This is a genomic window from Roseburia intestinalis L1-82 (assembly GCF_900537995.1).
Taxonomy (GTDB): domain Bacteria; phylum Bacillota; class Clostridia; order Lachnospirales; family Lachnospiraceae; genus Roseburia; species Roseburia intestinalis.
In genome coordinates this window covers 1,223,402-1,236,961 of record NZ_LR027880.1, presented here as the reverse complement: position 1 = coordinate 1,236,961, position 13,560 = coordinate 1,223,402, and the positions used below count along the sequence as shown (strand labels likewise).

The following is a 13,560-nucleotide window of genomic DNA, read 5'->3' as shown; positions in this document are numbered from 1 at the left end:
TTCTGCTAATTTTCTACCAGATAATCCCGTTTTTCAAATCCGAGCATATGTGCAAGTACACTGGTTGGAAAAATGTGAAGCTCTCTGTTTAATTTTGTCACCGAATCATTATAAATCAGCCGGCTGGTCTGCACCATTTTTTCATAACACTCTACCGCGTCCATACATTTGATGTATTCATTTTCATCAGTCGAACCCGGATATTCTTCTAAAACCGTCTGTGTCCGGAAAAGCACCTCGTTTATCACACCTTCCTGGCGCAAAACCTCCTCCGGTGTGGAAGTTTCCATAATGATACACCGTTTTTCATTTACTTCATCTGTAAGTGTCTGTGCCTCGTATCCTGCATATTTTTTTGTAAAATCAAGCAGGGAAAGTAACGCATCAAACCGTGACGAAAGCTGCACTCCGATCTGATTCATGGAATGATTGATATTTTCATCCATGATTGCTAATTTTTTCCGTACAGAAACAATCCATATGGCAAGTAAAATCACAAGCAAACAAACAATTACAGAGATCTCCATTCAAAAACTCCTTTACTGTACAAAATATACTGCATTGTATCCGGAAGTATCGGACAATGCTACCATTGTCAGTCCGTCAAAATCTGCAAACACGCAGGCGTATACCAGATCTGTGCCGTTATTGTCAAATGTTAAACGCACACCTTCATCCTCATAATGATATTCGCAGACACCGTCTAACGTTCCACCTCCCTGTACCATCTGTACAGTGGAACCATCATCGCTAAACACGATCTCCAATTTTCCGCCATACTGCTCTAATGCAGCATCATAATCGTCCTGTGTCATTTGCACACCGCCAATGTTACCCCCACAGAAACTCCAGGTTGTTCCTGCTAAGTCCGGCATCTCTAAAATCGGCACATCAAGCAGGCAGAATAAGTCTTCGGTAGAATCTGTTTCCACATCTTCGCTTTGTGCATCTGCTGCCTCTGTGTCCACAACAATATCTGCTGCATCGGTCTCTGCCACATCGGTCTCCACATCAGTGCCAGTATCTGCCACATCTACATCTACATCTGCCTCTGCGTTTGTCACTGTGCCATCAGCAGTCTCCTCGGTATTCCCGCAGGCGGTAAAAGAGAATGCCAGCATTGAACTCAACATAATTGCTAAAATTTTTCTTTTCATAATTTTTCTCTCCTTTGTCATTTGTTTTTCATTTCTCTCTGTTGACATTAATGTACCGTATTTTGTGCTACAGTGGATTAACTTGTTCTGAATCGACTATAATGCGCACTCAATCGACATTTTTTATTTTTCATCTGTAGTTTCGTTATTTCTTTTAAAGTGCAGCAAAAAGCTGCACCTTATAAAGAAACGCGTAAAATAAATTTATTATCTTCTACCAGAAAGCTGTACATACCGCCATACCTGTCAACAATTGCACAAATACTGCGTACGCCGATTCCATGCCCCGGCCGGTCGGTAACCGGAACACCGTTTTCAAATACTACTTCTTTTCTGCATGGATTCGTGACCTGAAAAAAGAACCTCCCGTTCTTCTCATACGCTAAAATATCTATCGTTCCCTTCTGCTCCTGTGCAGTACACGCATGGAGTGCATTTTCTAACGCATTTGATAAAAGCACACACAAATCTGTCTCCGAAACCGGAAGAATATATGGTACCACCGCTTTTATGTTCATTGTGGCACCAGCACTTTCCGCCCTTCCTGCAAAAGAGGAAAAAATAAGATTGACCGTCTCATTCTCACAGTAATTTTTTACCCTGCCTGCCTCAATCTGCGCACATACTTCATGAATGTAGCCTTCTGCCTGTTCAATTTTTCCATTCTCGATACATGATAACAGATGCTGCATATGATGTCTTAAATCATGCCGGTAGGTACTGGCATCTTTCTGCGACTCCCTCAAAGCCTCAATCTCGCGGACCGCCTGGGAAATCTGGAGATTCAGACAGCTCTGCATCTGCTCAAGTTCATTTTTCTTCCGCTCCTCCTCCGAAGTACGAAGCACAAACACCAGATAAGCAATACAGCAGACGAACGGCATAAATTCCACTGCCGCCGGTATGCCTTCTGAAAGTAAATCCGTATAAACTCTCGTCAGGTAATCAAAGCCGTAGCCCAATGCCGGAATCAACCCGAACTGAAGCTGTATTGACACGGGATAATTTGATATTGCCCGCACCGAGGGTGCCACAAAACGCAGTAAAAGAAATAATAACGGCAGCGTAGCAATCAGTTCCGTCACATTTTGCACCGTTTCACTGTTCACAAACACAGCCATTATAAAAAGTGCCACCCACCTGCGAAGCTGACAGCAGAGATAAGCGGTCAGCACGGAAATCACTGTCCACAGACGTTTTTTCGTTAAAATGTAAAGGGCAATACACATCGGGACATGTGTGATCACAGGATAAAGATAACGGATCGTCGCTGCCCCGGCCAACAGATACATCACGCCCTGTATGGCAAGCAGCACAAAAATACTTCCAACAAGAAATTCCCGTTTTTCTTTCGTCCAGTGAATATCACAAAAAGCCCCGGACAAAACCATGCCGAATATCCCGACTGCTGCACCATTTGTTACATAAAGAAGATTCATGATAAAAATACCTGCTTTCTGTTAAACGCATACTCGAGATATTTATTCTTTATCTCCGAGCATTTCCCATGCGGGATTGGTATTTCTGCAAGACTTATCAGTTTAATTGCACGGTAAGAAATATTCTGTATATAATCCATATTTACCAGAAATGACCGATGTGGCCGTAAAAAATTGCCATAAGGCTTTAACTGCAAAAATAAATCGTCTAAACTGCCAACACTCTCAAATACTTTCCCATTTCCGAGATGAAAAAAGAGCGTCCGTCCTATCACTTCACAATATTCTAACTTTTCAAGGTCAATTCTTGTAATTCCTTCTTTGCTCCGCAGAATCAGACTGTTTTCCTGTGTCTTTGTGCACTCTGCAAGCACGGAATCCATCAGGCGGAAAAAACTTTCCTCCCAGACTGGCTTTAACTGATAAAAATATGCCCCGACCGTGTAAGACTGTACTGCAAACTCCGGAGATGAGGTAAGAAAAATAATTTTCATATTATTATCATACTGTCTGATTTCTTTTGCAGTCTCAATTCCGTTTTCCCCCGGCATTAAAATGTCCAAAAATAAAATATCGAAAGAAAACCCTTTCTCAATCGCGGCCAGTAACTCTAAGGGACTCTGAAATACCGTACAGGTAAGGTCTTCGTCTCTTTCTTTTTTATATTTGTCCAATAAGATACCAAGTTCTTTTAATATCTCTAAATCATCATCACAAAATGCTATTTTTAGCATAAACTTTCCATCAACTCTTTCCATATTCCTCTTTGGCAAAATGCATTCTTCTGATATAGCGCAGACACTCCGTCTCCGGCATCGGTTTCCCGTAATAATATCCCTGGATCATATCCACACCAAGCGCCTCTAAGGCATCACTCTGTTCTTTCTTTTCCACGCCCTCCATGATCAGTGGGAGACCGAGTTTTTGTATCGTCTTTATTTCATTTTCAATCACGATTTTTGCAGTTGGATTTTCAAAATAGGACCAGGTCATGTTTTTATCAATCTTAATTTCCCGAAATGGAAAACGGATCAGATAAGAACAGTTCGAATTGCCGCTTCCATAGTCATCCATTGCAAACCCCATGCCGATTTTGCCAAACTCCTGCATGTGCCATAACATCAGCTTTGGCGCTTCAATCGCTGTCCGCTCTGTCAGCTCCAGTGTGATCATATGTGTCGGCACATGATAACGCTCTAACACTGGCAGTATGCTTTCTTTCAGATTCCGGTTCAGGCACTGCGCTGCAGCAATGTTCACATGGATCGTCCGTATCCCAAGCGATGGATTTGGAAGTACATGTTTTGCCAGAAAACGACAGCACTCTTCAAGTACGATCTCACTGATCTGTGTGATCGTTCCGTTTTGCTCCGCCAACGGAATAAACTCATCCGGTGGAATGGCTCCAAGTTTTTCATCCTTCAGACGCACCAGCGCCTCTAATGATACAACACATTTTTCTTTCAGGGAATAGATCGGCTGATAATATACTTCAAATCTGTTTTCCGTAATTGCACGATCCACCGCCTGCTCTACCTTATTTCTGCGGTAATAGTCTTTTTTTACGGCTTCATCCACCTCAAAAAAGACCTGTTTCCCTGAATTTTGTGCCGCTTCCAGCAAATATCCATACAGTGCCCTGTACTCTGCCAGAGAACAAAAATCTCTCGGATAATGCAGGGTGATCATGACCTCGTTTAAAGAAATCGAATTGCCAGACACATGAAAATCCTGTTCAAATCTTTTTTTGATCTGCCCCTTTATGTGTTCTTCTTTTCCCTCATCCAGCAGGATGGTAAATGTATCCTCCGCATTGCGAGACACACAGAACTTTCCACACAGTGCGGTAAGATAATGTCCCACTTCGGCAAGCAGCCGCCTGCTGTTTTCATATCCTAAAAGCATTTCGATATGATGCATCTGTCTGATATGTACCACAAGAAATACTTTTTTCCCGGATTGCTCCGTTACATTTTTCATCTGGATCAGAAATGCCTGCTCATCACTGGTTCCGGTTTCACTGTCAATATAAGCAGACGGATTCTGCATTGCCATATAGATCATCAGAATAAACAGCATATTTGCCGCACTGGTAAGCAGCATTTCTTTTCTCTCATACTGAAGCACCACCATAAGAACTGCCACAATACTGTATAAGATAACGATTACCTTGATCCGCGTCTCAATACGCGCTCTCCCCAAAAATATAAGAAGCAGGTTCATAAAAAAATAGTATCCAATATACACATAGCCAAACCATGCAAAATTTCCCTGATAATAGCTGCCATCTTTAAAATAAAAGAAAAAGCCCATCCACGGTGTCGCTAAAAGCATGATCTCGAAAAAGAAAAACGGGACTTTTCCCATGTATTTTATCATTCGACCTGCTACTCCGGAAAAGCTGCATACCTCTTCCATATAGCGGAACATCAGATAAGAAGCCGCTCCCTCTAACGCAAAAAAAGCAAACGCAAACAATTCGTTCCAGATTAATGGAACGATTGCTGCATTTGCCAGTCCAATACATGATAAAATATTTGCGATACACTCGCCAAGACACACCCCAAGCAGTCTGCCAAATACTTTTGACTTAACCGTTGGAAACTGTCTGATCAACAGGAAATGACCGCTGATAACCACAAAAATGACGAGTGACATAATCTCGAAGTCATAATTATACTGCACCCGTCTGCTCCTCCTGTGCTTCTTTCGCCTGTATGATTGCTTCATTTAGCTGGAGCATCTTTGCATCCAGCATAGAAACAATATCGGAACATTCTCTTAGATCCCTGCTGATATAGCCGGGCGCATTTCCCTCAAATTTGTAATAGATCTTATGCTCTAAGCTTGCCCAGAAATCCATCGCCATCGTCCGGATCTGTATCTCCACCTTGGTATCGATCACGCAGTCCGATAAAAATATCGGAACAGTCACAAGCATATGATAACTTTTATAACCGCTCTCCTTTGGATTTTTAATATAATCCTTGATGGAAATAACGGTCAGATCGTTCTGTTTCCCGATCATCTCAGCCAGTTTATAAATATCAGAAGTAAAAGAACAGACAATACGGATACCTGCAATGTCATTGACATAATTAACCATATTGTCGATCGACGACTCATATCCGTAGCGCTTTAACTTTTTCACAATGCTCTCAGGCGTCTTGATCCTTGACTTGATATATTCTATTGGGTTGTACTGATGTACCTGCTGAAACTCATCGTTTAAGATTTCAACTTTTGTGCGTACTTCCTTCAATGCGGAATTATATAAAAAAATAATCGTATTCCAACTGTCAACGCCCTCACTTAAGGTGAATGGCTTTTCCATAAAAATCCTCCTTGTTTTGCGGAGTAAAATGCAATTTCATGCATATTATTCCTGTAATGACTACTGTTTACAGTATACCATACTTTCCTCATTATGGTGGATTTATTTCTAAACTTTTATGGATTTATAAGTCCAGCCTCATATCGCCTTCTTTGATCCAGCCGATCTTACGGAATAACACACTAAAAAGCCATGATAAAACGCCCGGCAGAAGAAAGCTTACGAAAATCAGTCCGATCCAGTCCATCGGTGTAATGGCAGCTTTGCTTCCCGCTTCAATATCTGCGATCCATCCGGTATAGACACCAATCTGTCCGACCAGTCCACAGGTTCCCATACCGGAGGAAACTGCTGCACCATTCATCTGTAAATGGAACAGACACGTTGCGATCGGTCCGGTGATTGCAGACGCCAATGTCGCCGGCAGCCAGATGCGCGGATTTTTCACGATATTACCCATCTGAAGCATGGATGTACCGATTCCCTGTGCAAACAATCCGCCCCATTTATTTTCACGGAAACTTGCCACTGCAAATCCGACCATCTGCGCACAGCATCCGGCAAGTGCTGCACCACCGGCTAATCCGGTCAGTCCAAGTGCTGCACAGATTGCTGCGCTGCTGATCGGCAGTGTCAGTGCAATCCCGACGATCACAGATACAATGATTCCCATGAAAAACGGCTGCAGCTCGGTTGCCCACATGATCGCATTACCGACTGCACTCGCTGCCGCACCGATCGCCGGAGCCCACCAGATAGAAAGCGCGACCCCGACAAAAATGGTCACAAACGGAGTGACAATAATATCGATTTTTGTCTCTTTGGAAACTGCTTTTCCGAATTCTGCTGCAAAAATTGCAACCACAAGTACCGCAAGCGGCCCACCTGCCCCGCCAAGTTCATTTGCCGCCGCACCGACTGCCGCAAGTGAAAACAGTACTAAAGGCGCTGCCTGCAGTGCATATCCGATTGCGATCGCCATTGCCGGTCCGACTGCCGCTTTCGCGTAAGTCCCGACTGTCACAAGAATCGGAATATTAAGCTGCGTTCCAAGTGTACTGATGATCGTTCCGATCAAAAGCGATGCAAATAATCCCTGTGCCATCGCACCAAGTGCATCAATCAGGTAGCGTTTGACGGATATCTCAATATTTTTCCTTTTACAAAATGCCTTTACTTTTTCCATAATTTCTCCAATCCGGAGTTTCTTACTCCTCTTTGCTGTGTTTTCATGTGGTTAACATGTGTCTTGTCAGCTTGTGACAGTGTAGCACAGAGGGGAGAAAAAAGCAAGGGATGTTGTCCCTTGCTTTTTTATGTCATGCAGTACTCTTATTCCGTTAATAACTTATGAACAGTTGTAACAAATGTTTCAACAACACCTATTGCATTTTCCACATCCTGCCGGTTAATATCATACAAATCTCCCGTCTGGTGATTTCTATCTGCCTGATGTGCTATCTTGTTTCTGCGTTCAAACAAATCTGTCAATGCTCTTGCCAATTTGTCTGCTGGTTTCACTCTGCTCTCCTTGTCATAAAACATTTCATTTGCTATTTTATCAAAAAAATCTTTTCCAACAATTAATGATAACTGCCCCTTAATCTCTTTCGCACTCATATATGTTTTTGATGCATGGTAAGACACAATTACCGCGTCAATCCACCCTGTATTTTCGGGATGCATAACAGCATCCATTACCTTATCAATCGGCACCTTTAAATCGGAATATCCCCGTGTTTTATCCCAGTGATTATTATACATTTGTACCATCGCATAAATTCCAAGACAATGCATATAATAATCCAGTGCACTTTCCAAAAACACAATCTGTGACCGATAAATATCTTTTACTGCTTTTTCTTCATGAACGTTATCTAATTGTTCTGCAATATGAAACTTTTCTTTTACCGTTTCCACATTTTTGCAAAACTGTTCATACATTTCATCAAGTTTTGAAACGTGCATATCCGGCACTAACATATTTCTGGAATTTTCATTTCTGGAACTGAGTCCTAGCTTTCGTTCCAAATTTATTCACCTCCCAAAACTTCGATCAAACTGCTTCCCTTTAACGGAATTGTCGAATATCGACCATTGATATATCCTTTTTTTATATTGTCATCCTTTCTGACATTTTTCAATTCCACTAAAGAATAATACTCTGTCGTGCACAACCTGGGATTTCTTTCTGCAAACCATATTTGATCTCTGCGGAATAAATCCAGATCCAACAAACTTGTATCATGGGAGGAAAAAATTAATTGTGGATTTTTTTCACTTTTCCAGTTTTTAAATGTGTGGATTAATTCATCTACAAGTGCAGGGTGGAGACTAGCTTCAAGTTCATCATAAAATAACACTTTTCCATTGACTAGCACATCTATAAACGGACATAGCAATTTAAAAAGTTTCTGTGTTCCCTGTGACTCCTCATTGATATTCAAAATATAATCTTTATATACAAACTTTACTTCTATTGTCTGCAATGAACCCATACCAGTTAACATCTGGACCTTATTTAATAATTCAAGCGGCATATCCTGTGTTGTCAATTGTCTGTTTTCTATTTTTACCTGGATATCCTTAATTGGAATTCCTATTTTTTGCATGAACACAACTAATATTTGTTTCATACCAGAATTTGTCCGAATCTGTTCTGCAGAGTATTCAAACCAATTATCAGGTCCAATTCCATGAACAATCAATTCTTCTTTAAAAAACCTGAAAGGATGAATGATTTCCTTTAAACTGCACCACGCTTCTGCCGTAGTCAGAAATAATTTATTACTTTTTGTCTTACTCTCCAGTTGAGACAGTTCTTTCTTATACTTTATTCCATATGAAAACTTTGTACCTTCACGTTCAAATATCTTCGCCTGTCTTCCAGATGGAAAATGATACAAATACTCATCCAGAAACTCAACATCATTCATGGAAAATCCATACGCATAACGTATTCCATCCACAACAAACTGAATATCAAACGCTGTCGGTTTCTCTGCTGAAAGTTTATGTGGTGTTCTCGGAATCTTATCTCCTTCCTGAAATTTCACACATTCCCTCACCAAAAAGCCTAGATACCCTACCGCATCAATCAATGTACTTTTTCCAGCACCATTTGCACCATATACAGATGTGATTCTTGACACCCGGTAATCATCAAATTCATACAATTCTTCCTGATGTGATTTATCACTTCCTGCAACCATGGAAAATACTATTTTCTCCTTAATTGCCTTATAATTACTGCATGAAAATTCAAGTAACATATCCCACACCTCCAATCACATTATATGTTTCTAAATATTTCATGTCAATAATTTATACATTGCTTTTGTGAAATATTCACATTTTTTGTGTTTTGTTTGTATATTTTATTCATTTGACATCTGCTCAAGGATTTTCCTGTTCATTTCATCGTAAGAATCCCAATACCCTTTTCGTATGGAAATCTCCGTATATCCAAAAAGCTCCTTGATCTTACTCATGATATCCCTGCCATAAAAACCTGTCAGGTTTTTAATTGTCTCATCTGTCACAGACACAATCTCATGCGCAGCAAGATTCCGGATATTACTTTCCACATTTCTAAGATCTTCCATCAACTGTTTTAAGCGGGTATCACTCGAAAAATGATCTGTGAGTATTTTTAGATGTTCTGAATACACATCTTTTGCTTCAAATCTTTTTTCCATTTTCTGATAATGACTATTCAGTACTTTTCCTACTTCCGTTCCATTTAATTTTTTTGCTGACCACATCCTCTTCCACTGTCCGGCACGTTTATACTGGTCGCAATAATCGTCTACTATGATGCCACATTGTTTTTTTAATATCATTTCAAACAAATCTACTACAATCGGTGTGATCGACCTGATAAAATCCACATACTCACCACGTTTTAATCGAATATCGATCGTAAGTGCATATTCAAAATATTTTCTCTGGGAAGAATACCGCACCGGCAGACATTGAAAATTTGTTTTCTGGATTGTCTTATCCACATTCACAAAATCTAATAACACTCTCCTTGCAGCCTGATAAATTAAATCCCTGTACTGCACTGTCTGCTCTGCCGGTAATGAATCCGCAACATCAAGCGCAGCCTGATAATCATATACCAAAATATGTTTTTTTATAATTTCCTCTTTCTTTATCTTTGAAAGTGTCGGACACTGTATTTCCTTACATCTGTTTTGTGCACCTTCCTGATTATCCTCATCCAATTCCCATAAAGTTTCTACATCATATCCCTCATGCACCTGCTCATTCAATTTTCCTACTGGTGTCGCCACCTGAATTACTTTTGCAGGAAACTCCCCTAATGTCTGCAATACCAGCAATCCACTTTTCATTGCCGGTGTACCGGATGACACATTTAAAAGCAGTGTATCTGAATCATCCATCGTCTCATATATATGGCTGATCACCTTCCTGAAATCCTCGTAAAAATAATCAAATTCATGTACTTTGGTAAGCTCCCGGCGTTCTATGATCTCATAAATCATGGGACGATCCTGCATCTTTGCCAGACGGTCCAGACAATAACGATACCTGTCATCTTTCTCCTGAAAATCCAACATCTCTTTTGACATGTACAAAATGACTTTATCCGGTTTATAGAATCTGCAAATATGCAGTATTGATCCATCATGATAATTATTTAATGAAATCGGGTCGGTTCCTCCCACTGGTGTAAACAATATCGTCTGATTCATAATAATCTCCATCTTTCGTAATAATGATTTAATTTTCCTGCATGGTTATTTAGTAAAAATTTATTCTAATTTTGTCCCCTTAGCGGGGTTCTTATATCTCAGTAAACCCTAATTTGATTTATCCGGGGCAGGTTTTCAAGTTTTCGTCCCCTCCTCGGGGTCTCTTATCTCAATTCAGGAAGATGCAAGAAAAATCAAACCCATCTGGTTCTCGTCCCCTTCTCGGGGGTCTTATATCTCAATTCTCAAGTACATTGATAATTGAATAAAGGCTTTACGTTCTCGTCCCCTCCACGGGGATCTCTTATCTCAATGACTGCACATTTTCCCGTATTTGCGACTGTTATGTAGAGTTCTCGTCCCCTCTACGGGGGTCTCTTATCTCAATACAGAACTTGATACAATAAAAGAATAGTGCATAGGTTCTCGTCCCCTCTACGGGGGTCTCTTATCTCAATTACACTTTAAACAAGTCAAGTAACAACGACTTGGAATTCTCGTCCCCTCTACGGGAGTCTCTTATCTCAATATATGACCGTGACGAATGTGGCAAGCAGATTTGGAACATTCTCGTCCCCTCTACGGGGGTCTCTTATCTCAATCTGCCATTGATACATGAACGCACTATATTCACCATATTCTCGTCCCCTCTACGGGGGGCTCTTATCTCAATCTTACCTAGTGCGCCTCACACTGTTGTACTTTCGTATTCTCGTCCCCTCTACGGGGGGCTCTTATCTCAATTAAATCCGCTATACTATAACTAGGAAGGCGGTGGAATTCTCGTCCCCTCTACGGGGGGCTCTTATCTCAATCTTTTGCTTGTCACTCTAGGAATGGCAAACAGTACATTCTCGTCCCCTCTACGGGGGTCTCTTATCTCAATATAACGGTAAATCCGATTTTCCATACGCTGTGCAATTCTCGTCCCCTCTACGGGGGTCTCTTATCTCAATCCTGTCCCCTACACCTCCCAAAACACAAGGCTTTTATCCCCCATTTGCGGGGCAAACCCGCAAATGAGAGAAATCTCAATATCAAACTGGTGTATAACATTCTCAAAGCCTGATTTTAAGCCTATCGGAGCAAAATCATTATATTTCCTCAAATTCAATCCTCCCCCATCCCCATATGATACAGCTTTCCCTGATACTTTGTACATTTACAGACATGCGGTGCCAGTTTAAGCTGCAGGTCTTTGGTATGTTTATGCACAACATAATTTCTGCCCAGTGTATTTATAATATATCTTTTGTCATATTACCCTATAATAATCACTTCTTCATTTTTAATTTCAGGACTTGCCCCAAACAGGCTGACTTCTCCATAACCTCTTATTTTGTAAACTCTCACGCTGTCCGATCTACGGTCAATCAGCTCCGGAATATCATGTAACAAACGTCGATATAAATTTTCCGTAACCATCGCCTCAAATGCCGATTTCTGAACCCGAAAACCATATCCGTTCATTTTCTTCGCAAACCTGACTCTTCGCTTATTATCAACAATATCATAAATTACAAGAATATACAGCTTCTTTATGCTATTTTCTTCCTCAGTATTCCAAAAATAATTTTCCATTTGTCTTTCCCCCCACATTTATCAAACCAATTACCGAATGATCACCGGCATATATTCATTCACATTTTCCGTTTCAATTGCCTTTACAAACTGATTAACCTGAAGATCCATTGCACGCCGGAAGCTGACACTGTAATCAATATACGAAAGGTATCTGTTCTCTGTACGAAATTTTCCCTCCAGTTTCTGAATATATTTCCGGAATCCATCCTTTTCTAAAAAGACTCCAGGCTGATCGATTCCAGTATAGAAATCTTCTTTTACCAATTCATGACCATTTAACATACTAAGCGCTGTTGTGTCAATTAATACGGCTCTCCATTCTTCCATCAGATCACTTGCTAAGGTAGGATGCTTTTCTCTGTCTTTATGCATCACTCCAAAATATGGATTTAATCCTTTTCCCTCAATCTTTCCATACAATTCATTTAAGATGATCGAGTAGCCAAGACTGATCAGCGAATTAAACGGGTCCATCGGAGGACGTCTTGACCTGCCTTCAAAAACAAATTGTTCATCAATTAACTTCCCCAATACTTTAAAATATATTTTTGCTGCCGTTCCCTCATATCCCATAACCTGTTCCACACTCTTCGCATATAGCAGTTTTTTCTGCATATTCTGCATCTCAATGATCATTCTATGAATATCTTCATCTCTGCCTCGCGCATATCTACGCAAAACAACAACCTGATTGCGAATCTTTGCATCAATGATTCTTTTTGACATTTCCAGTTTAAATGTTTCATTGTGTCCAATTTCCGCCTGAATACGCTGTCTTTGCACATTCACATGGGAAGTTGAGATCAGCCTTCCATAATACGCCCCGCTTGTGGAATAAAACAGGATATTCACCCCCCGTTTTAAACATTCCGTCAGGCAGCGTGTCGTAATCTGGACACTGCCAAATACTTCGATCATCTCTAACGTCTCAGCTGGAATACTTTTTATCATTCCATCCTTGTAATTTACCTGAAAACGATTTGCTTCTATCCCGATACTCGCACCCTGTTCACTGACATAAAGATAACTCATGTGTTTCCTCCCTTGTTTTTATTTGTCCCCTTAGTGGAAATTTTTTCAATTATACTTGTGTAAGTATATAACAAAAACAGCTAAAGGTTCTCGTCCCCTTCTCGGGGTTCTCTTATCTCAATTTTATGTAGAAGTTCCTAAGACTGAAATTCAGGAAGTGTTCTCGTCCCCTCCTCGGGGTTCTCTTATCTCAATAACAACTATGCCAACAATAGAAGAAATGCGTCAGTTCTCGTCCCCTCCTCGGGGTTCTCTTATCTCAATCCGTTTAGACCAGTCGGATGAAAAGTTCC

At 40.7% G+C, this 13,560-nt stretch carries 12 protein-coding genes and 1 CRISPR repeat array; all 12 genes read right to left on the bottom strand.

All coding sequences use genetic code 11. The features are described 5' to 3' along the window. Window positions 1–5: 5 nt before the first annotated feature. The 12 genes from RIL182_RS05795 to cas1 all read right to left on the bottom strand — a co-directional run bounded on the left by RIL182_RS05795 (window position 6) and on the right by cas1 (window position 13,267). Window positions 6–527, bottom strand: coding sequence for a LemA family protein (locus RIL182_RS05795; protein ID WP_015521477.1), 522 nt, complete (start codon window positions 525–527; stop codon window positions 6–8). A 12-nt stretch (window positions 528–539) separates the two neighbouring features. Beyond that, complete coding sequence (locus RIL182_RS05790) at window positions 540–1,157, bottom strand: isomerase (RefSeq protein WP_242655459.1); 618 nt, start codon at window positions 1,155–1,157, stop codon at window positions 540–542. Between the two features lie 179 nt (window positions 1,158–1,336). Continuing rightward, window positions 1,337–2,596, bottom strand: coding sequence for a sensor histidine kinase (locus RIL182_RS05785; RefSeq protein WP_006855551.1), 1,260 nt, complete (start codon window positions 2,594–2,596; stop codon window positions 1,337–1,339). After that, on the bottom strand, window positions 2,593–3,330 hold the full coding sequence (locus RIL182_RS05780) for a LytR/AlgR family response regulator transcription factor (protein ID WP_044998536.1): 738 nt from the start codon (window positions 3,328–3,330) through the stop codon (window positions 2,593–2,595). The genes RIL182_RS05785 and RIL182_RS05780 overlap by 4 nt, the downstream gene beginning before the upstream one ends. 10 nt (window positions 3,331–3,340) lie before the next feature. Further along, on the bottom strand, window positions 3,341–5,281 hold the full coding sequence (locus RIL182_RS05775) for an EAL domain-containing protein (protein WP_006855553.1): 1,941 nt from the start codon (window positions 5,279–5,281) through the stop codon (window positions 3,341–3,343). Continuing rightward, window positions 5,271–5,930: a GTP pyrophosphokinase gene (locus RIL182_RS05770; RefSeq protein WP_006855554.1), complete on the bottom strand. Its 660-nt coding sequence runs from the start codon at window positions 5,928–5,930 to the stop codon at window positions 5,271–5,273. Before RIL182_RS05770 ends, RIL182_RS05775 begins: the two co-directional genes overlap by 11 nt. A gap of 124 nt (window positions 5,931–6,054) precedes the next feature. Continuing rightward, window positions 6,055–7,116, bottom strand: a complete 1,062-nt coding sequence (locus RIL182_RS05765; protein ID WP_006855555.1) for a PTS transporter subunit IIC — start codon at window positions 7,114–7,116, stop codon at window positions 6,055–6,057. Window positions 7,117–7,262: 146 nt separating this feature from the next. Next, window positions 7,263–7,961, bottom strand: a complete 699-nt coding sequence (locus RIL182_RS05760; protein ID WP_242655460.1) for a HEPN domain-containing protein — start codon at window positions 7,959–7,961, stop codon at window positions 7,263–7,265. 2 nt (window positions 7,962–7,963) lie between these two features. Then, on the bottom strand, window positions 7,964–9,202 hold the full coding sequence (locus RIL182_RS05755) for an AAA family ATPase (RefSeq protein WP_015521471.1): 1,239 nt from the start codon (window positions 9,200–9,202) through the stop codon (window positions 7,964–7,966). Window positions 9,203–9,307: 105 nt separating this feature from the next. Beyond that, window positions 9,308–10,663 (bottom strand): type III-A CRISPR-associated CARF protein Csm6, encoded by a 1,356-nt coding sequence (csm6, locus tag RIL182_RS05750; protein WP_006855559.1) that lies wholly within the window; start codon window positions 10,661–10,663, stop codon window positions 9,308–9,310. 195 nt (window positions 10,664–10,858) lie between these two features. Then, window positions 10,859–11,607: direct repeats of the CRISPR family, unit length 36 nt; unit sequence ATTCTCGTCCCCTCTACGGGGGTCTCTTATCTCAAT. A gap of 304 nt (window positions 11,608–11,911) precedes the next feature. Beyond that, window positions 11,912–12,232: a CRISPR-associated endonuclease Cas2 gene (gene cas2 / locus RIL182_RS05745; protein WP_118597095.1), complete on the bottom strand. Its 321-nt coding sequence runs from the start codon at window positions 12,230–12,232 to the stop codon at window positions 11,912–11,914. A gap of 30 nt (window positions 12,233–12,262) precedes the next feature. Beyond that, entirely contained in the window at window positions 12,263–13,267 is a 1,005-nt protein-coding gene (cas1, locus tag RIL182_RS05740) for a CRISPR-associated endonuclease Cas1 (protein ID WP_006855562.1), read from the bottom strand. Window positions 13,268–13,560 lie beyond the last annotated feature (293 nt).

Excerpts from the sequence above, each read along its gene's own strand:
- csm6 (WP_006855559.1), bottom strand. The coding sequence starts at position 10,663 with ATGGAGATTATTATGAATCAGACGATATTGTTTACACCAGTGGGAGGA.
- RIL182_RS05755 (WP_015521471.1), bottom strand. The coding sequence starts at position 9,202 with ATGTTACTTGAATTTTCATGCAGTAATTATAAGGCAATTAAGGAGAAA.
- RIL182_RS05785 (WP_006855551.1), bottom strand. The coding sequence starts at position 2,596 with ATGAATCTTCTTTATGTAACAAATGGTGCAGCAGTCGGGATATTCGGC.
- cas1 (WP_006855562.1), bottom strand. The coding sequence starts at position 13,267 with ATGAGTTATCTTTATGTCAGTGAACAGGGTGCGAGTATCGGGATAGAA.
- cas2 (WP_118597095.1), bottom strand. The coding sequence starts at position 12,232 with ATGGAAAATTATTTTTGGAATACTGAGGAAGAAAATAGCATAAAGAAG.
- RIL182_RS05770 (WP_006855554.1), bottom strand. The coding sequence starts at position 5,930 with ATGGAAAAGCCATTCACCTTAAGTGAGGGCGTTGACAGTTGGAATACG.
- RIL182_RS05765 (WP_006855555.1), bottom strand. The coding sequence starts at position 7,116 with ATGGAAAAAGTAAAGGCATTTTGTAAAAGGAAAAATATTGAGATATCC.
- RIL182_RS05795 (WP_015521477.1), bottom strand. The coding sequence starts at position 527 with ATGGAGATCTCTGTAATTGTTTGTTTGCTTGTGATTTTACTTGCCATA.
- RIL182_RS05790 (WP_242655459.1), bottom strand. The coding sequence starts at position 1,157 with ATGAAAAGAAAAATTTTAGCAATTATGTTGAGTTCAATGCTGGCATTC.
- RIL182_RS05780 (WP_044998536.1), bottom strand. The coding sequence starts at position 3,330 with ATGCTAAAAATAGCATTTTGTGATGATGATTTAGAGATATTAAAAGAA.